General features: G+C 65.4%; 15 protein-coding genes. 6 read left to right on the forward strand and 9 right to left on the reverse strand.

The genetic code is table 11. The annotated features are described in order from the left end of the window. The first annotated feature begins 7 nt into the window (after positions 1-7). Together yihA and F812_RS0100150 are read left to right on the forward strand one after the other, a co-directional pair. Entirely contained in the window at positions 8-655 is a 648-nt protein-coding gene (gene yihA, locus F812_RS0100145) for a ribosome biogenesis GTP-binding protein YihA/YsxC (RefSeq protein ID WP_020083928.1), read from the forward strand. Positions 656-782: 127 nt separating this feature from the next. Further along, positions 783-1,835 (forward strand): linear amide C-N hydrolase, encoded by a 1,053-nt coding sequence (locus tag F812_RS0100150; protein WP_020083929.1) that lies wholly within the window; start codon positions 783-785, stop codon positions 1,833-1,835. A gap of 324 nt (positions 1,836-2,159) precedes the next feature. Here F812_RS0100150 and F812_RS0100160 read toward each other — a convergent pair whose 3' ends face one another. Further along, the gene (locus F812_RS0100160; protein WP_026867724.1) at positions 2,160-3,836 is read right to left on the reverse strand and encodes a Clp protease N-terminal domain-containing protein; all 1,677 of its coding nucleotides are present in this window, start codon (positions 3,834-3,836) and stop codon (positions 2,160-2,162) included. Positions 3,837-4,170: 334 nt separating this feature from the next. Between F812_RS0100160 and argB the strand changes: the two genes are divergently transcribed. The 3 genes from argB to F812_RS0100175 are packed head-to-tail and all read left to right on the forward strand — an operon-like array spanning position 4,171 to position 6,485. Further along, positions 4,171-5,127, forward strand: a complete 957-nt coding sequence (gene argB, locus F812_RS0100165) for an acetylglutamate kinase (RefSeq protein ID WP_020083930.1) — start codon at positions 4,171-4,173, stop codon at positions 5,125-5,127. A gap of 2 nt (positions 5,128-5,129) precedes the next feature. Beyond that, complete coding sequence (locus F812_RS0100170; RefSeq protein ID WP_020083931.1) at positions 5,130-5,924, forward strand: pyrimidine 5'-nucleotidase; 795 nt, start codon at positions 5,130-5,132, stop codon at positions 5,922-5,924. A 36-nt stretch (positions 5,925-5,960) separates the two neighbouring features. Beyond that, complete coding sequence (locus F812_RS0100175) at positions 5,961-6,485, forward strand: Csp1 family four helix bundle copper storage protein (RefSeq protein ID WP_020083932.1); 525 nt, start codon at positions 5,961-5,963, stop codon at positions 6,483-6,485. 14 nt (positions 6,486-6,499) lie between these two features. On the opposite strand, the gene F812_RS0100180 is transcribed toward F812_RS0100175, so the two are convergent. From F812_RS0100180 to panB, 8 genes are all read right to left on the reverse strand, one after another. Continuing rightward, positions 6,500-6,958: a DNA polymerase III subunit chi gene (locus tag F812_RS0100180; protein ID WP_020083933.1), complete on the reverse strand. Its 459-nt coding sequence runs from the start codon at positions 6,956-6,958 to the stop codon at positions 6,500-6,502. 368 nt (positions 6,959-7,326) lie between these two features. Beyond that, positions 7,327-7,623 carry a hypothetical protein gene (locus F812_RS0100185; RefSeq protein WP_020083934.1) on the reverse strand — a complete coding sequence of 99 codons (297 nt, stop codon included), beginning with the start codon at positions 7,621-7,623 and terminating at the stop codon, positions 7,327-7,329. A 123-nt stretch (positions 7,624-7,746) separates the two neighbouring features. Further along, positions 7,747-9,126: a ribosome biogenesis GTPase Der gene (gene der, locus F812_RS0100190; protein ID WP_020083935.1), complete on the reverse strand. Its 1,380-nt coding sequence runs from the start codon at positions 9,124-9,126 to the stop codon at positions 7,747-7,749. A gap of 212 nt (positions 9,127-9,338) precedes the next feature. Continuing rightward, positions 9,339-11,495, reverse strand: a complete 2,157-nt coding sequence (locus F812_RS25120) for a protein kinase domain-containing protein (protein ID WP_051113732.1) — start codon at positions 11,493-11,495, stop codon at positions 9,339-9,341. 48 nt (positions 11,496-11,543) lie between these two features. After that, complete coding sequence (locus F812_RS0100200) at positions 11,544-12,875, reverse strand: trypsin-like peptidase domain-containing protein (RefSeq protein WP_198011111.1); 1,332 nt, start codon at positions 12,873-12,875, stop codon at positions 11,544-11,546. Between the two features lie 178 nt (positions 12,876-13,053). After that, positions 13,054-14,457, reverse strand: coding sequence for an outer membrane protein assembly factor BamB family protein (locus F812_RS0100205; RefSeq protein WP_020083936.1), 1,404 nt, complete (start codon positions 14,455-14,457; stop codon positions 13,054-13,056). Positions 14,458-14,482: 25 nt separating this feature from the next. After that, a complete protein-coding gene (locus F812_RS21950) occupies positions 14,483-15,247 on the reverse strand; it encodes a tetratricopeptide repeat protein (protein WP_020083937.1) in 765 nt (254 codons plus the stop codon). Positions 15,248-15,444: 197 nt separating this feature from the next. Beyond that, on the reverse strand, positions 15,445-16,326 hold the full coding sequence (gene panB, locus F812_RS0100215; RefSeq protein WP_020083938.1) for a 3-methyl-2-oxobutanoate hydroxymethyltransferase: 882 nt from the start codon (positions 16,324-16,326) through the stop codon (positions 15,445-15,447). 274 nt (positions 16,327-16,600) lie between these two features. Between panB and F812_RS0100220 the strand changes: the two genes are divergently transcribed. After that, a complete protein-coding gene (locus tag F812_RS0100220) occupies positions 16,601-18,385 on the forward strand; it encodes a L,D-transpeptidase (RefSeq protein ID WP_245257593.1) in 1,785 nt (594 codons plus the stop codon). Positions 18,386-18,393: the final 8 nt, after the last annotated feature.

Consider the following 18,393-nt stretch of genomic DNA (forward strand, 5'->3'; position numbering starts at 1 on the left):
TCTCAGGATGACCGATGCGGCGCTCTTCACGCCCGAGGACATCGCGGCGGGGGAACGCTTGGTCTCCCGGCCCTGGCGCTTTGTGAAAGGCGTCGTGGCGCTCGACGGGCTGCCGGACGACGGCTGGCTGGAGGTTGCCTTTGCCGGGCGCTCCAACGTGGGCAAGTCGAGCCTCATCAACGCGATGGTGCGCAAGAGCGGGCTTGCGCGCACCTCCAACACGCCGGGGCGCACGCAGGAGCTCAACTTCTTCGTGCCCGACGAAGATCCGCTCTATCTCATCGACATGCCAGGCTACGGGTTCGCCAAGGCGCCCAAGGACAAGGTGGAGACGTGGACGGCTCTCGTTCGCTCCTACCTCAGCGGCCGCTCGACGCTGCGCCGCGTGTTCCTGCTGATCGACAGCCGCCACGGCATCAAGCCGCCCGATCGCGAGATCATGGAGATGCTCGATACGACGGCGGTTCCCTATCAGGTGGTGCTGACGAAGGGGGACAAGATCAACGTTCCTGCGCTCGCGGCCATCAAGGCGGCGACGGAGAAGGAGCTCTCGTCGCATCCGGCGGCGTTTCCGATCGTGCTCGCCACCTCGTCCGAGAAGGGCTGGGGCCTTCCAGAGCTTCGGGCAACGCTGGCCGCGATCCTTCGGGACTGAGCTCTCGCGGTCCTCCAAAGGAAGACGTTATTAATCAGCATCGCGTGTCGCGATTGTTGCCGACGGCAAATCGCCCATAGTCCGAGCCGGACTGTTTCAGTTTGGCCCCCTCTCGCACGAGGTCGCGATGCAACTCAGCATGCGTTTGCCGCTCATCACCGGGGTGATGGTGACGGCGCTCTCCGTCTCTCTCTTCGATATGGCAGAAGCCTGTACGCGCGTGCTCTGGAACGACAACAAGCTCGCTGTCGTAACCGGCCGCTCGATGGATTGGCCGGAGAGCACCGAGCCCAAGCTTACGGTCTTTCCGCGCGGGATGGCGCGCGACGGCGGGCGGCTCGGCCCCGAGACCATCATTGCCGAGAACCCGGCCAAGTGGACATCCAAGTACGGCAGCATCGTCACCACGATCTACGGTATCGGCTCAGTGGATGGGCTGAACGAGAAGGGGCTCGGCGCGCATCTTCTGTTTTTGACGGCCACGGATTTCGGCGCGCGCGATGCCGGAATGCCCGGCCTGCATGCGGGGCTCTGGGCGCAGTACGTCCTCGACAACGCCGCGACCGTCGAGGAGGCGCTTGCCGCGCTCGATAAGGTGCAGGTGGTGATGGCGGAAGCGCGCGGCCACAAGGCTACGGTTCACCTCGCGCTCGAGGATGCGGGCGGGGATTCGGCGATCGTCGAGTACATCGGCGGCAAGCCCGTGATCCATCACGGTCGCGACTATCGCATCATGACCAACGATCCGCCTTACGACGAGCAGCTCGCGCTGCTTGCGGAACTGGATTTCTCGAAGCCGACAAGCGAGATGCCGCTGCCTGGCAACGTCAATCCTCGCGATCGCTTCCAGCGCGCGGCCTATTACTCGGCGCTGTTGCCGGACCCCAAGTCGGAGCAGGAGGCCATTGCCGGCATTCTCGCAATCATCCGAAACGTGTCGGTGCCGTTCGGTGCGCCGTACAAGGGGTTCGGGATCTACAATACGGAGTATCGCACCGCGCTCAATCTCACCGGCAAGCGCTACTTCTTCGAGCTGACCACGAGCCCCAACGTAATCTGGGCGGATCTTGCGAAGTTCGATCTTGCGCCGGGAGCACCGGTCATGGCGCTCGATCCGGACAACAGCGCGCTTTCGGGAGATGTGTCGGGGGCATTCAAGAAGGAAGCTGCGCCGTTCTAGCGGTCGCCGGCTTCGTGCGGCACGGACGCCGTAACGCCGACGCCGCTGACAAGGATGAGGCCGCTCGCTCTCAACAGACGTGACTGGATCCCGGCCTTCGCCGGGATGACCTCCTATTGTCTGGCACGCCGACAGCCTGGTTGACGCATTACCCGACGGGGGCGGTGTCCGGACACGCGTGGAGCGCGATCCTCGAAGGGACGACGGGTCGTCCACATTGCGCGGTGTCTTGAGCATTTTCCGGCGAAGTGAAGGTGCGTTCGCCGCAAGACAATGCGCGGGCAAAACCTAGAGCCGTGATCCAAGCCTCTAAGATCGCACGCTCTAGACGCCGAGGTACTTCGCGGCGAGGAGCTTCAGGATCACGTAGCCGGTCTCGCCGAACTTGGCGAGAAGGCCGCCGACAATCGCGGCTCCGATCCAGCCTGCCCAGCGTCCGAGCGTGCGGCCGTAGTTGATGGCCACCTTCACGTCGACGAGCTGGTCGGGCAAAGCGGTCTCCGCCGTCACGCCGTCCGCGCCGACGGTGCGGGCCGAGACGATGAGCTGGAGCTGGCGGCGTCCGCGCGAGCGCGGTGTCACGGTCCAGCGCCAGCTTGCGAAGTCGTCGCTGCCGAGACCGAGGACGTTCTCGATCCATTGCGTCTCGGGTGACCGGTTCTCGATGGAGAAGCCGCCTTCCGGAGCCCTGAGCCTCACCGACATGGCCTTGGTGATCACGACCTCATGACGGAAGGCTGCGCCGCCGCCCTGCAGTCCCTCGGCGAGGGCCTTCACGTCGGCGCGTGCGATACGGGCTTCGACGACGACAGGCACGCCGACGCGCATGCGGCGCGGAATGTTCTCGACCAGCTGGCCGGCCTCGATCAACGGCCAGGAGCCTACGAAGGGGCCGGAGCCCGCCACGCGCCGGCGCTCGGTTTGAGGTGGCGCGGTGCGCGGAGCCTCGGTCTGCGATGGGCGCCAGCGCGCGCTCGCGGCGGCGTCCGAGGGCGGGGCCGGAGGCTCGTGCTCGGCGGGAGCGCGGGCTACGTGCGGGGGTGCCGGAGGCGGTGCCGGATAGTGCGAGGCGGACGGAGCCGGCGCGTGCGGAAGCACCGGCTCGTGATGCTCCTCGAATCGCTCCTCCGCGGGCTGGCGCCTGCGGATATAGGCCGGAATGTCATCGGCCCCGGGATCGGGGTGGTGGTAGGCCGGGCGGCCCTCAGAGATCGGATGCTCGGGTTCGAGCTCGCGGGCGGCGGGGGCCGGCTGAGGCGGCGCATGCCGCGACGGCGGGCCTCCGAGATCGGGATAGTTGGCCCGTGGCAGCGCGGGCGGCGGCGCCTGCGCGGGAGGCTCGACAGGGAGTTGCTGGGGAGAGCGGCTCTGTAGGCGCTCGCGGGCCGAGGCAAGAATTTCCTCGGTGGTCGCGGGGCGCGAAAAATCGGGCTGAGGCGGCGTTTCGCGCACCTCTGCGGGCGGAGGACGGCTGGGCGGCGGCTGGTGGGCGACCGGAGGCGGCGGCGGAACGGGTGCCGGTGCGGGCTGCGGCGGCGGGGCCGTGGCGCGCTGGAGCGCCCGAATCGCTTCCTCGAACGTCAGTCCCTGCACGCGGAGCAGATTGGCGGCCGTGCTCTTGCCGTCGCCCACGATGGCGGCCAGCACGATGGCGCCGTTGATCTCGCGGCGGCGGCCTTGGCGGGCGGCCGCGGCTGCGGCCTCCAGAATCCGGCGCAAATCGGCGGAGATGGCGATTGCCTGGCCGCTCTCCAGGTCGACCCGGTCGTCGGAACGGCCCAGAAAATCCGAGACTTCGGCCGTCAGGCGGGCGAGATCGATGTTGGAGGATTTGAGGACGACAGTGGCTTCGGGATCCTCGGCGAGCGCCAGAAGCAGGTGCTCGAGCGTGACCTCCCGGTGGGACTGTGCGGTGGCGTAGTCGGCGGCGCGCGTCAGGGTGGCCGTGAGGTACGGCGACATGGGAATTCTGCCGAGATCGTCGACGATCATCGTCGTCATTGCGGCTTCCTCTCCCAGGGCGAGCGCGGTTTGCGGGCACCAAGTCCCAGGCCTGGCCGCCGGAGCCCCCAACGGATCGAATCTATCATTCGGGATATGACGTTATGATGCAGACGCGGGCAAGGTTGGACCTCAATTCCCCAGAACTCAACGCGTAATCTTGGCGCGCGAAGGTGTGGGAATTCCATTGAGGACGGCTATCCACACGGTATATGTGCTCGCCGTGGCGGACCTGTGACCGGGGCTGCCGTCCAGGGGATTTCCGCTTTTCGTTGAAAAGCTCCCATCCCGCTGTTTTCTGTACGCGGCAGTAGCAGGGATCGAACAGAGACACATGGCGAAGGCGAGCGACACTCCGGGCACCGTGCAGGACAGCTTCAATCCGAAAGAGGTCTCGGCCCACGTTCAGGCGCGCATCCTGGCGGAGGCGCTGCCCAATATGCTCCGCTATGACGAGGAGACGGTCGTCGTCAAATTCGGCGGCCACGCCATGGGCGACCAAGCCCTGTCGGATGCCTTCGCCAAGGACATCGTCTATCTCAAGCAGTCGGGCGTGAACCCGATCGTGGTGCACGGCGGCGGGCCGCAGATCGCCACCATGCTGAAGAAGCTCGACATCACCTCCGAGTTCGTGAACGGCCTGCGCGTCACCGACAAGCCCACCGTCGAGGTGGTCGAGATGGTGCTGGCGGGGCGCATCAACAAGGACATCGTGTCGGCCATCAACCGGCAGGGCGGCAAGGCCGTCGGCATCTGCGGCAAAGACGCCAACCTGATGATCGCGCGCAAGATCACGCAGATGGCCGATCCGACCAGCAACGAGATGAAGGATGTCGATATCGGTTATGTGGGCGATCCGCTGCAGGTCAATCCGCATATCGTGGACGTGATCTCGAAGTCGGATCTCATTCCCGTCATCGCGCCGATCGGTATTTCGCCGCAGGGCGAGACCCTGAACATCAACGCCGACACGTTCGCTTCGGCGCTGGCCGCTCGCCTCAAGGCGAAGCGCTTGCTGCTGCTGACGGATGTCGAGGGCGTTCTCGACAAGGAAGGCAAGCTGATCGCCGATCTCGCCATCGACGAGGCGCAGGACCTGATCCGCAACGGCACCATCACCGGCGGCATGATTCCCAAGATCGAGGGCTGCATCGAAGTCGTGGAAGCGGGTGTCGAGGCGGTCGTCATCATCAACGGCAAGGTCCCCCACAGCGTGCTGCTCGAGCTTCTCACGGATCACGGCGCGGGCACGCTGGTCGGGCGGCGCAAGCCAAAGGTGAAGAAGGCCTAGGCGTGGCGCACGGCACGGACACTCCTGAGCAATCGGGCGGCCCCGACGGGCGGCCGAAGATCCTTGCCCCGCGAGCCGGAGCCGAGCGGCGCTCGTTCGCGAACACCGATGTCTGGATCTTCGATCTCGACAACACGCTCTATCCGGCGGAATGCAACCTGTTCGCGCAGGTGGACCACCGCATGGGCGAGTTCATCGCGCATTATCTCGGCGTTCCCTACGTCCACGCGCGGCATCTGCAGAAGGCCTACTACCGGCAGTTCGGCACGACGCTCGCGGGGCTGATGGCCGTGCACAAGCTCGATCCGGGCGAGTTCCTCGCCTATGTGCACGACATCGATTTGTCGGTGGTGAGCGAAGCGCCGGAGCTTCGCGCCGAGATCGCCAGCCTGCCGGGGCGCCGTCTCATTTTCACGAACGGCTCGCGGCGTCATGCGGAACGGGTGGCCGAGAAGCTCGGCGTGCTCGATCTGTTCGAGGACATCTGCGATATCGAGGCGTGCAACTACGTTCCTAAGCCGGAGGCCGATGCGTTCCAGCGGATGATCAGCCGCCATGGCGTGGCGCCCGGCAGCGCGGCGATGTTCGAGGATATGCCGATGAACCTCGAGGTGCCGCATGCGCTGGGCATGACGACGGTGCTCGTGCATTCGAGCTACATCGACCATCCCCTCCAGCAGAAGATGAAGACGTGGACGGAGCTGCCGGACCACATCCATCACATGACGCTTGATCTCGGTCAGTTCCTGGCCGATCGGCGGACATCACTTGGTGGTTGCGACGCTGAACGGGAGTAATATGCTCAGCAGCCATTCCAAAATAGGAGGCGGGGCATGATCACGGCAGTAGAAACATCGACGGCACAGGCCGGGCTCAGCAGGCGCCAGGCGCTGCAAGTGAGTGGAGCGGCGGTGCTCGCAGCAAGCGCGCTCGCTTCCGCGACGGGCGCAAGCGCCCAGGAGGATCCTCACGCGGGGCATGAGCATCACGCGGAGATGCACGGGGCCGAGGGGCACGCCTCCTCGCAGCATAGGGCGCTGATCGAGGCTGCGCAGAAGTGCGTCGCCAGCGCCGAAGCGTGCGTGCCGCACTGCCTCGGCTTGATCGCGAAGGGCGATACGTCGCTCGCCGAATGCCTCGAAAGCGTTCTCGCCATGAGCCCTGTCTGCACGGCCGTCGTTCGGGTTGCCTCGCTGCAAGCCACCCGGCTCAAGGAGCTGGTCAAGGTCTGTGGCGATATCTGCGCCGATTGCGAGAAGGCGTGCCGCAAGCACGCCGAGCACCACGAGGTGTGCAAGGCTTGCGCGGATTCCTGCGCGGCGTTCACCAAGGAAGCGAAGAAGCTATCCGATGCGTGATCGGGGGGCGAGCGTCAGCCCTGCTTCTCCCAGCGGCCGCTTTCCGATTGCCGCCAGTAGGTGACGGTGCAGCCGGCCGCCTGGGCTGCCTTCCATTGGGAGCGCGCCTTTCCGGTCGCCTCCGCATCGTGTCCGTCGAAGATGCACACGATGCGGACGAAGCCTTCGAAGTGCGTCATCTCCGCGCCGTCGACGAGGAAGCGCACGCCGGCGCCGTTCGGCGTCTCGTCGCCGGTGGTGAGGTAGATCGGCTGGCGTGACGGATCGCCATCGCGTGCTGTTCCGTGCGGGAGGAAGCTCGCGTCGTTGTAGGTCCAGAGGGCGAGGTCGAGCGCTTCGAGGCGCTCGGCGCTGCCGGATTGGACAACGGCGCGCCAACCCCGCTCGAGCGTGCGCTCGAGCAGAGACGGCAGCACACGCTCGAGCGGCGCGCGCTCGAGGTGGTAGAACAAAACTTCAGCCGCATCCGCCATTGCCGTCGCGCTTCTCTTGGCTCGTTTCTTGAGACCGTTCCTATCCCGATGCAGGCCCGCACTCAATGCAGGCCCGGCCGCTTCGCGGCTTGCGCAACTTGACGCGCATCAAGCACGCATGCGCACGCGCCTCCGCATTCGAAATCAAATCGACAAAAGGCAATCGAGGGGTCTTGATATGGGGAACACTCTCGCCTATCTGTCGAGGTCCGGTGCGGCGCCATCAAGGGTGACGCCCGTGCGGGCGGTGTAGCACAGCAGCATCTTCGGGTTCGCTGTCGTGCTCCCGCCCGCTGCGATTCTTGGCCCCGACAAAGATTCGGGCTGCGATAAAAAAGGGCCGGAAAATCCGGCCCCCATTCCCGCTGCTACTTCTTGCGATACTTGCGCGGCACCATGCCGGCATCGACCAGCGCGTTGAAGCAGGTCGGGCTCAGGTTTCCTCTCTTGCCGGCGAGCGTCATGCAATTGCGCAGCGCAGCGGAGCCTTCCTTGTAGGCGGGGCAGTGGGTTTGGTAGTCGCCCCGGCAGGAATTCTCGACCTTCTTGCTGTAGGCGGCGGCCTCGATCGTCAGAAGGCCGAGCACGGCTGCTGCGACCGGAACGATGCGCATCACGCGGCCGAGCGCGGCCACTGCGGACTGAGTGTGGGACTCTCTGAACATCTACGCGTTCCCTTTTGCTTTTTTCACATGCGATTGCCGGGCACGATCCAAGCCCGAAACTATCCTGCCCGGTTGTGCTGCACCAGCCTGTCTCTGATTAACCTTTGATCAGGTTGAACCGGCCTATCGGCGGCGTTTGGGGGCGAACGGATTATCGCCGCCGCGCAGGTTCAGGCGAATAGGAACTCCTGGCAAATCAAAGGCCTCCCGGAGGCTATTGGTCAGGTATTTTTGATAGGTCTTAGGCAGATCGTCGGGCCGCGAACAGAATGCGACGAACGTGGGCGGGCGCGTGGACGGCTGCGTCATGTAGCGGATCTTGAGGCGGCGGCCTGACGGCGCGGGCGGGGCATGGCGTGCGAGGGCCTCCTCCAGCCAGCGGTTGAGCTGTGGCGTGGGGACGCGCCGGTTCCAGATTTCTGCGGCGTTGGTGATGGCGCGCAGGAGCTTGTCGAGGCCCTTCTCGCTCGCGGCCGAGATCGGGATGACGGCGACGCCCGGCACCTGTGCGAGGCCGATGGCGATCTTGTCGAAGAGCTGCTTCAGAACTTTCTGCTTCTCCTCGACGAGGTCCCACTTGTTGACGGCGATCACGATTGCGCGGCCTTCCTCGGTCGCCAGCTCGCCGATGCTCAGGTCCTGGTGCTCGAGCCCGCGCTCGGGATCGATGAGAAGCACGACGACCTCGGCGAAGCGGATCGCGCGGACGGTGTCGCTGGTGGCGAGCTTTTCGGCGAGCTCCGTGACCTTGGCCTTGCGACGCAGTCCGGCTGTGTCGAACAGGCGGATCGCCTGGCCGTTCCAGGTGATGTCGCTCGCGACCGAGTCGCGCGTGAGGCCCGGCTCCGGGCCCGTAATCATGCGGTCCTCGCCGATGAGCGCGTTGACGAGCGTGGATTTTCCGGCATTCGGGCGGCCGACGATGGCGACCCGCAGCGGCCTCTTTTTTTCCTCTTCCTCCGGCTCTTCTTCCTCATCGTGCTCGCCGCGCTTCTTGATCTTCGGCTTGAGGCCGAGGGCGGCGAGGGCATCACGTTCGAGGTCTCCGAGGCCCATGCCATGCTCCGCCGAGATGGCGACAGGCTCGCCGAGGCCCAGCTTGAAGGCTTCGTAAAATCCCTCGTCGGAGGAGCGGCCCTCGCACTTGTTGGCGATGAGAACAACGGGACGGCCGGATGACCGGACCGTGCGGGCGAAGGTCTCGTCCGTGGCGGTCACACCGTCGCGCGCGTCGATGACGAACAGCACGAGATCGGCAAGCGAGATCGCCGCCTCGGTCTGCTGGCGCATGCGGTCGGCGATGGAGCCGCGCGAGGCGACCTCCAGACCGGCGGTGTCGATGATCTTGATGGGGTGGCCGCCGAGAGTGGTGTCGCCTTCCTTGCGGTCGCGCGTGAGACCGGGAAGGTCGGAGACGAGGGCGGCGCGGGTGCCGGTCAGGCGGTTGAACAGGGTCGATTTGCCCACGTTGGGCCGGCCGACAATGGCGATTTTCGGAATCATGATCTTGGCTCGCGTCAGGCGTCGCTCAGAGCGCGTTTGCGCAATTCAAGTCAAGCGAAGGGGCTCTATGGCCTGAAATTGCCGGAAATGCAAAGCGGCGATGGGCGCACGCGTCCATTTGGCGGGAGCGGGCCTTGCCGAATGGTAAATACACGCCTTTTTGCTGCATCAGCCGCCGGAGCGGTCCGGATTCGCATTTCCAGAGGCCGCTTTCAGGGTGCGTACTCGTTGGAGCCGTCTGAGCAGAAGGTGAGAATCAGCTCGCAGTTCTTGCCGCCCTGTTTCGCGCAGTCCTCCGCCGACAAGGTTTTCGCGGCTTCCACGTCGGCGTCGGTCGCCCATCCCGAGGCCCAGTCGTCCTTCTTTTTCTCTCCCGCGGAAAGCGCGAAGCACTGCTCCTTGAAGGACGCATATTGCTCGCATCCTCCGGATTCGGACTTGGCAACGCACAGCGCCATGGCCTGCTGCTTGGCTTCCTCCTCGCTGCCGTAGGCCATCGTGCGCCAGAGCATGGCGTTCGAATCCCTGACGACGGCGCCCCAATCGTCGATCCAGTAGAGGATGCCTTCGCCGCATTCTGCCGCCATTGCGCGGAATGCCTTCTCGAAGCCGCTGGTGGGGTAGGAGAGCTTCAGCGTGCCGCCATAGGCGGAGGTTCCCGATAGGATCACCTCACCCTCATGGAAGCGGAGCGTGCGCGTGACATCGCGCGAGGGATGGCCGTCGGCCGTGTCGCCCATCACGATGTCCTCGCCGTCGAACTTGAGGATCTGGTGATCGGTGCCTGCGGTGAGGCTCACGGGACTCGAGGTGTCGAAGAGCGCGGATTTGGAGAGACCCACGTCGAAGGTGTCGCCCGAGGAGTCCTCGGAATAGCTCCGCTTGCGGCCGAACTCCAACACCGGGCGCTGGGTGAGAATGGAACGTCCCTCGATGCGCGTTGCACCGGTGGAGATGCGGCAGCCCTCCTGGTTCTTCTCGAAGAACCAGCGCCCCTCCACGGCGGCGCCTGCGACGCTGTAGGGATCGAGCTCGACGCCTTCCTCCAGGATGCGGTTCAGCGTGTCCTGATTGAGCGTGCCGGTCTTTTGCTGGCCAATCGCGCCTTGATAGCTCTTGAGAGCGGTGCGGATGTCGGAGATCGACGCCGTGCCGCTGCCGCGCAGATGGCCGAGGCGGCGCATCACAAGCTCCACGCGGTTCCAGACGCCCTCGGGGTTTTGTGCCAAGGCGGGCAGGTTGCGTTCGCTCGCGTCGTCCAGGAGTGCCGCGGGTTGGGGCGCAGCGCTCTCCTTCTCGGCGCCGTCGAACATGCGGACGAGGAACACGGCCAGCATCACCAGAGCCGCGCCGCGCAGCACGTAGTCGGGCCAGCGCAGCTTCGACGGCTGTTTGGGAGCCGTATCGGCCGCCTTCTCACTCTTGCCGAAGAAGCGCGTGGCGAGCGTCTTGGCGCCGCCTGCGGGCTCGAACCGCGTCGCCATGGTCTCGGCGCGCCCGGACGGATTCGGCAGCAGCTTACGCCGCCATTCGCGGATGGTGACGGGGCGGCGGTCGGGATCCGGCTCCAGCGCCCAGTCCACGGCATCGAGGAACTCGCTTCGGTAGGCGCCTCGCGCGGCTTGGCGGGCGGAGACGTAGGCATCGTTGCGCACGCGCGAAAGCGCATCGGGGGGCGGGCCGCCGGCGATGACGCTGTAGATGGTGGCACCAAGCGAATAGATGTCCGACCAGGCGCCCTGCTGGCGCGTTTCGCGATCGTACTGCTCGATGGGCGAGTAGCCGGGCTTCACGATGGCGGCCACGGTTTGCGTGCGCCGCGCCATGGCCTGGCGGCTCGCGCCGAAGTCGATCAGCACGGGGCTGCCGTCGTCACGGACGAGGATGTTGTCGGGCGAGATGTCGCGATGATAGATGCCCGTCGCGTGCAGGGCTTCGAGCGCGTTGAGAAGCGGCGTCAGCAACTCGTCCAGCTCGCGCTGCTGCGGGGGCTTCGGGAAGTAGGTTTCGAGGGTGCGGCCCTCCTCGAAGGTCATGACGAAGTAGCCGGTGTCGTTGCCTTCGAAGTAGCGCATGCAGCGAACGATGTTGGGATGCTGCAGGCGGGCGAGGCGGCGCGCCTCGTCGATGAACTGCGACAGGCCCCATTTGAATTGCTCGACCTCGCTGCGGGTGCGCGGGCGGACGGTGACGGTGTTGGAGCGGCTCGCGAAATCGCGCGGGAAATACTCTTTGATCGCCACGTCGATATCGAGCTTCACGTCATGCGCGCGATAGGTGATGCCGAAACCGCCGGCTCCCAGGATGCTGTCGATGCGATATTCGTCCGCGAGAAGCGTGCCGATGGGAAGGGCGTATTCGTGTTCCATTGAGCGTCCTGAAATGAGGAGCGGCCGGCCGCCTCGGTTGGAAAATGCCTAAAAATCTCGCCCCAGATGGAACGTGTATCCGACCGCGCCGAAACGGACATGCTTGCCCGGCGGCACGGCTGCTTTCGTGATGCGCTCGGCGTCGACGTAAGTCCCCGCGCTTGATCCCAGGTCCTCGATCCAGAGCACGCCGGATTTGTCGAGCCACATGCGCGCGTGGCGGCGGCTCACGCTTTCATGCGAGAGCACGACATCGCAGCTCCGCGATCGGCCGATGACGAGAGACTGGCCTTTTTCGAGCTTGTCTTTGTCGATGACGAATTCGGGGCCTGCCGCCTTGGGCGTGAGCGTGATGGATTTCTCGCGCTTCGGAGGTGGCGAGACCTTCTTTCCGGCGTCGCGGTTGGCATGGCCGATCGCGCCGAAACCGGCGCCAGCGGCGACGCGGCTCACGCGGTCGGCCACGGCGGTGAGCGGTTTCACCACGACCGGAACCTGACGGCGGTATGCAACCCAGAGCGAAGCGGCGGCCAGCAGCAGGCTTGCGAAGAACATCGGGAAGACGAGGGCGCTCGACGAGCCGGTGATGGTGCAGGTGCTCGAGACGATGGTGGGCGAGAAGCTCGCGACCTCGAGGAAGCGGGTGATCTCTTTCGGATGGATGGCGTAGAACACGCCCTGCGGATCGTTCTCGACAGCGCGAATGGTGTTGACGCCGAGCACGCGGCCGCAGCTATCGATCAAGGGGCCGCCGCTGTTGCCCTGGTTGATGGCCGCGGAATGCTGGAGCGCTGGGCCGTCGATGCTGCGGAAATAGCTGAGATTGCGGGAGGCGACGCCCTCGGTCCAGGTGGGGCGATAAAAATCCTCGTCCTCCAGGCCGAAACGCACGGCCTTCATTTCTCCGGTGCTGCGATCGGAGAACAGCGCGAGGTCGGCAGTTCCGGGGAAGCCGATGGCGATGACGCGTGTGGTGGCCCTGGTCTCGTAGCCCGCAAGCGGGAGGGCTTTGCCGGGCAGGTCTCTCACCGCTTCCAGAACGGCGAGGTCTTTTTCGGGAGAGCGGCGCAGCAGCTTGGCCTCGATGACCTGCGGCTTGCCGTCGACCAGAACGCCGAGGTGAAAGGCTGTGCCGCCTTCGACCACATGATTGTTGGTGATCACCACGCGGCGGCCGCTGACGATCCAGCCGGTGCCGAGGCTGAAGCTGTCCGGCTGGCTTTGCGGAACGATGACGCGAACGACGCTCGCCTCGATGGCGGACGTATCGAAGGCCTCGCCAGCCTTCGCGCGCTCACTCACCGTCACCAAGGTTAAACTTAGAAAGACTGCCGCGATGAGGCCGAGGCCCATGGGCTTCGCTGCGGCTCGAGCGAACATTTTCAGCCCCATCAAAGAGGTCGACTGATTGTGAGTATAAATGCAAAAACGCGAGCGGTGCTAGAGCGTGATCGCATTGTTTAATACGATCACGACAGGACGGCGGGCTGCTCTCCGCGCGGGCACCGAACGTGCGGTGCGGGCGGCTTCTTTACAACTCGACGATCAGGACCGGGGGTTAGTTGAAAGCGATCAGCTTGGCTTCGTCGGTCAGGACGAACATCTTTCCCTGCGCCACGACCGGAGGGATGTACACCGCTCCGCCAATGCTCATCTGTCCGGTGACACGGCCAGTGGCTGCGTCCACGCCGGCGAGCTGGCCGTCCTTGGAGGCAAGCCACAGGATGCCGTTTGCCATGACGGGGCCCGACCAGGTCTTGGAGTCGGGCAGCTTGGTGCTCCACTGGACCTTGCCGTCGCGGCGATGGATGGCCATGAGCTGGCCCGACGTATCCACCACGAAGACGCTGTCACCAGCTACGCAAGGCGGCTGCGTGCCGGGCACGCTCAACGACCACAGGCGCTCGCCCGTCTTGGCGACGGTCGCAACCATGCGGCCGCCATGGCCCACCGCGAACACGGTGCCGTTGTCGACGGCCGGGCGGGCCGCGTCGCTCATGGCGGTCAACTGCGAGGTGGTGCGCGTGCGGGCGAGGCTTTCGGACCAGAGGCCACTGCCGTCTGCGGTGCGCAGGGCGACGAGATCGCCCGACGCATAGGGCACCACGACGATGTCGCCGTCGACGGCGGGGCTGGCGTTCAGGCCGAGGCTCGCCTGTTGCGGCAGGCCGCGCACGACCCAGAGCTCGGTGCCGTCTGTGGTCGAGAGGCAATAGAGCTTGCCTTCGATGGTGAGCACGAACAGGCGGTCGCCAACGGCCGTGGGGGCGGCGCGGACTGGAATGCCGAGCGCTTTTTCCCAGAGGCGCTTGCCGGTGGCAGGATCGAGCGCGATCACGGCGCCGAAGCCGCTCGCGGCATAGATACGGCCGCCGTCGGCGGCGATGCCGCCGCCGTAGCCGCCGCCATCCGCGGCGGTGAGGTTCATGATGTTCGAGGTGATGGCCTGGAAGCCGGGACCGGCTTTGTCGGTGGTCGGCTCCAGGGAGGCGCGCCAGAGAGCGGAGCCGCCGGAGATCGAGAAGGCGCTGACCGCGCCGTCCGAATCGAGGGCGAACACCCGGCCGTCATAGACGATCGGGCTTGCAGTCACGCGGCCGACCTTGGAGGTGCCTTTGCCGGCGCTGGCGCTCCAGGCCTGCTTCAGGGAGTTGGCGGTGAGCGCGAGGTTGCCGGGTGCGTTGTTCGGCTCGCCGCCCGGTTGAGCCCATGCCTCGTTGAGGCGCGGCGGGGGAATGACGATCGGGGCGCTCGCGTCGGCCAACTCACCCAGGGTGTTCTCCTGAGCTGGAATGACGGGGATGCGCTTGCCCGGAAGCGGGGGCGTCGTTTCCTTGAACGGATTGAGCTCGCTGACTTTGGGAAGGCTCGGGAGACTGTCGGAGCAGCCGCCGAGAAGAAGGCCCGCCGTGAGAGCGAGCGTTCCCAGCGTAGCCATCCGGCCTGAGCGATTGAGCGCCATTCGTTGGAGCCTCCGGGACCGGCTATCAGGGTGCCGATGCGGGTTTCTCAGCGTCGTCAGTCTTCTTTTCCGGCTCACTCTTCTTCTCCGGCTCGCTGGCGGCGGGGGCCGGAGCAGGCGTGGCCGCGAGCTCCGTGGTGGCGATCTCGGCCATCAAGCGATTGACCCGCTCTGATGCCGACTGGGTGAGACCCGGATCGGCGAGAAGCGGAGCGAGGGCGGCGCGGGCTTCGTCGAGCTTGCCGGCCTTGACCGCTGCCGTGCCGAGCAGCTCGCGGGCCGTGAAGCGCCAGGGGCTGTCGTCACCCGTCAAAGGCTTGAGCCGATTCTGTATCTCGGTAAAGTCCGCCTCCCCCACGCGCAGCGAGGCGGCCTGGAGGCGGGCGAAGTTCGCGATCATGGCGTCGGTGGACGAATCGGAGGCGAGCTTGTCGAAGACGGCGAGCGCTTCGGCGCGCTTGTCCTGCTTCAGATAAGCCCCTGCCTGCGCAAGACTTGCGAGGGCGGCGTAGCCTTTTGGGCCGCTGGCCGCGAGAGCCTCGAAGGCTTTGGCCGCTTCGTCGGTCTTGCCAGAAACGGCCAAGCTCGTCGCGGCTTCGTACTCCGCGCCGGCTGCCTGGCTGTGCGCAATGCGGCGGCTTTCCCACAGCTTTGTGCCGCCGACCACCGCGACGATCGCGGCAGCCAAGGCGATCATGTAAATTCCGTAGCGCTCCCAGAGCTTTGCGAATTGCTCGCGGCGCAGCTCCTCCTCAACCTCGCGGAACAGCGCGTCGTTTTTGTCGACCATTGAGCTCCGTGCCCCAATCGTTGTTGTCCGGGCCTCGTGCAGCCGATGGCCGCCGGGCACCTTTGGTTTGTCCAGCTCGACCGGTCACGCGGGATCGGATCCTGCGTGGCGACAGTCGGAAACCTGCTTGATAGCCCGTAAGCCCCAATGAGAGCAAATGGCGTGAGGCCGACCCCCGACCTTTCTCACCTGAACGTCTAAGTGCTCAGCTTTTTCGGCTTTTTCGTGACTGGTGCGGGGGTGCCCAGGCTGCCGGGGGCGTCGTCCTTCATGGCGTAGGTGTGCTCCTCGGCGGGGAAGCGGCGCTCGCGGACGTCGTCGGCGTAGTCCTTGATGGCGTCCTCGATGGCGGTTGCCACGGCGCCGAACTTCTTAACGAACTTCGGCACGCGGGGCGAAAGACCCAGCATGTCCTCCATCACCAGGATCTGGCCGTCGCAATTGGAGGAGGCGCCGATGCCGATGGTCGGGATGGGGACGACGTCCGTGATGCGGGCTGCGAGGGGGGCCGACATGGCTTCCAGCACGATTGCGAAGGCACCAGCTTCCGCCAGTGCGCGGGCATCCTCTTCGATGGCGGTCCACTCGTCCCGGGTGCGGCCCTGGGTCTTGAAGCCGCCGAGCACGTTGATGGACTGGGGCGTGAGGCCGATGTGGCCCATCACCGGGATGCCGCGGTCGACGAGATAGCGCGTGGTCTCGGCCGTGCGCCGTCCGCCTTCCAGTTTCACGGCGCCGCAATCCGTCTCCTTCAGCACGCGCGAGGCATTCCGGAACGCGACGGAGGGGCTTTCCTCGTAGGAGCCGAACGGCATGTCCACGACGACAAGCGCACGCTTGGCGCCGCGCACGACGGCCCGGCCGTGCACGATCATCATGTCGAGCGTAACCGGCACCGTGGTCTCGAAGCCGTGCATGACCATGCCGAGGCTGTCACCGACGAGCAGGAAATCGCAGTATTTGTCGGCGATTGCGGCGGTGTGCGCGTGATACGACGTCAGCGCGATGATGGGCCGGACCCGTTTCATGGCGGTGATATCGGGGGCCATCAGGCGGCGTGTCATCGGATGAAGGGACATGGGATCCGGGGCGTCTCCTTGGAGCCATTCGAGGGTGAATCCTAAACCTCGGGGTGGCAGGATGCCACTTGTGCTTTCATGCAGGGTCAACGCGGCGGGCGTTGATATTGGGCCACACCGCGGAGTGAGATCACCAACTCGGCGCGTCACGAATTGCCTGGGGCAAATTTCGTCTGGTAACCTTATAGATCTGCTAACCGTGTGTTAGGCGAACGCCACTAATCCTTGTCGTCACTATATTTTTTATTCATCAAGCTGCAGGGATGGTTGTATCGTGCCTCAATTTTCCGGGACGCCTCTTTATCCTTTCGCCCTGCGGCTGGGGCCTCGGGCCGTCAGCACGCTCGCTCTCCTGATGGCAGGCGCCGTTCTCGCGGCCCCGCATGCCGAAGCCCAGGGGCTTTTCGGCAATTGGGACTCGCCTCCGGTCAAGGTGCGGAAAGTGAAGCGCCCGCCGCCCGCCGTCACGGAAGAGGTGGGCGAGAAATCCAAGGGCAAGAAGTCGAAATCAGAGAGCGTCGCGGAGAAGCCTGCTACCGGCCCCCTCGTGATCAGTGTTTCGCTCGCCCGCCAGCGGCTTGCGGTTTACGACTCGACGGGGCGCATCGCGGAGTCGCCCATTTCCTCGGGCCGCGTGGGCTATTCCACGCCCACGGGCGTGTTCACGGTTCTGGAAAAGAACCGCGTCCATCATTCCAACCTCTATTCCGGCGCTCCGATGCCCAACATGCAGCGGCTCACCTGGTCGGGTGTTGCGCTCCATGCCGGCGTGCTGCCGGGCTATCCTGCGTCGCACGGCTGCATTCGCTTGCCGCATGGGTTCTCCAAGAAACTGTTCGGCATGACCAAGCTCGGCACGCGCGTCATCGTCACGCGCGATCCGGTGAGCCCCGCGGCGTTCTCGCATGATCGCCTGTTCACCGCGTTGCCGCCGGAAGATGCGGTCGTCACGGGCAGCACCAGCGCGCACGAAACGCAGGTTGCGGATGCTTCGCGCGTCACGAACGAGGCCGGCGGGGTTTCGGCCGTGCTCGGCGTTTCCGCCGCCGCAGCGGCCGGTACCGATGGCGGGGTCGCCCCCGCGCGGCTCAGCTTGCGCGAGCGCCGCCAACTCGAGGCGGAGCAACTCGCCGCCGAAATCCGGACGGTGGGTTACGAGAAGGTCGACAAGGCCGCGAAGCTCGAAGCGCTCCAGAAGGAAGCAGCGGTTGCGCGCCAGCCTCTCATTGCGGCACGCGCCGAGGCCGAACAGCTGGGCGACGAGCTCAGCAAGCTCGAAAAGGGCAAGGCGGGCGCCGAACGTGAGCTTGCGATGCTGCAGAAGCCGGAGGACGAGGATACCGGCAAGAAGAAGCGCAAGAACAAGAAGGTGATGGACAAGGCCAAGCGCGAAGCGCGGATTGCGGAGCTGACCGAGGAGCTCGCGGAGCTTCCGCCGGAGCTCGAAGCCAAGCGCACGGCCTGGCAGGCGGCGGATGCGGCTTTCAAGAAGGCCGAAGAGACCGCCAAGGCTGCGGAGGACAAGCGTCGCGCGGCAGCCAAGGAGCTTCTGGAGGTCAACGCGCGCCTTTCGCAGGCGTTGACCAAGGAGAAGGCGGTCAAGCGGCGCGAGGCCAAGCGCCAGCTTCCGGTCTCCGTGTTCGTCAGCCGGTCCAAGCAGCGGATCTACGTCCGCCAGGGCTATGAGGACATCTTCAACGCCGAGGTGACCTTCGATCGTCCAGACGAGCCGGTCGGCACGCATGTGTTCACCGCGCTCGACTATGCGGAGAACAAGACGACGATGACGTGGAACGTCGTCTCCGTTCCGCACGATCCGTCGCGTGCTTCGTCCAAGAAGAAGGACAAGACGGGCAAGGCCAAGCAGGCCGAGCCTGCCGTGCAGGTGTCGAAGGCGGCTCAGACGCCGCAAGCGGCGCTCGACCGGCTCACGATCTCCGACGACGTGCGCGAGCAGATCGCCGACGTGATGAAGCCAGGCTCCTCGCTCGTGATCTCCGATCTCGGCATCGGCAACGAGACGGGCGAGTTCACGGACTTCATCGTTCCGATCCGCTGAAAGGACGG

The sequence above is a fragment of the Hyphomicrobium zavarzinii ATCC 27496 genome (assembly GCF_000383415.1).
GTDB classification, from domain to species: Bacteria; Pseudomonadota; Alphaproteobacteria; order Rhizobiales; family Hyphomicrobiaceae; genus Hyphomicrobium_C; species Hyphomicrobium_C zavarzinii.

Bases quoted from the DNA above. Each gene is read 5' to 3' on its own strand.
- yihA (WP_020083928.1), top strand. From the start codon at position 8: ATGACCGATGCGGCGCTCTTCACGCCCGAGGACATCGCGGCGGGGGAA.
- F812_RS0100150 (WP_020083929.1), top strand. From the start codon at position 783: ATGCAACTCAGCATGCGTTTGCCGCTCATCACCGGGGTGATGGTGACG.
- F812_RS0100160 (WP_026867724.1), bottom strand. From the start codon at position 3,836: ATGACGACGATGATCGTCGACGATCTCGGCAGAATTCCCATGTCGCCG.
- argB (WP_020083930.1), top strand. From the start codon at position 4,171: ATGGCGAAGGCGAGCGACACTCCGGGCACCGTGCAGGACAGCTTCAAT.
- F812_RS0100175 (WP_020083932.1), top strand. From the start codon at position 5,961: ATGATCACGGCAGTAGAAACATCGACGGCACAGGCCGGGCTCAGCAGG.
- F812_RS0100180 (WP_020083933.1), bottom strand. From the start codon at position 6,958: ATGGCGGATGCGGCTGAAGTTTTGTTCTACCACCTCGAGCGCGCGCCG.
- F812_RS0100185 (WP_020083934.1), bottom strand. From the start codon at position 7,623: ATGTTCAGAGAGTCCCACACTCAGTCCGCAGTGGCCGCGCTCGGCCGC.
- der (WP_020083935.1), bottom strand. From the start codon at position 9,126: ATGATTCCGAAAATCGCCATTGTCGGCCGGCCCAACGTGGGCAAATCG.
- F812_RS25120 (WP_051113732.1), bottom strand. From the start codon at position 11,495: ATGGAACACGAATACGCCCTTCCCATCGGCACGCTTCTCGCGGACGAA.
- F812_RS0100200 (WP_198011111.1), bottom strand. From the start codon at position 12,875: ATGTTCGCTCGAGCCGCAGCGAAGCCCATGGGCCTCGGCCTCATCGCG.
- F812_RS0100205 (WP_020083936.1), bottom strand. From the start codon at position 14,457: ATGGCGCTCAATCGCTCAGGCCGGATGGCTACGCTGGGAACGCTCGCT.
- F812_RS21950 (WP_020083937.1), bottom strand. From the start codon at position 15,247: ATGGTCGACAAAAACGACGCGCTGTTCCGCGAGGTTGAGGAGGAGCTG.
- panB (WP_020083938.1), bottom strand. From the start codon at position 16,326: ATGTCCCTTCATCCGATGACACGCCGCCTGATGGCCCCCGATATCACC.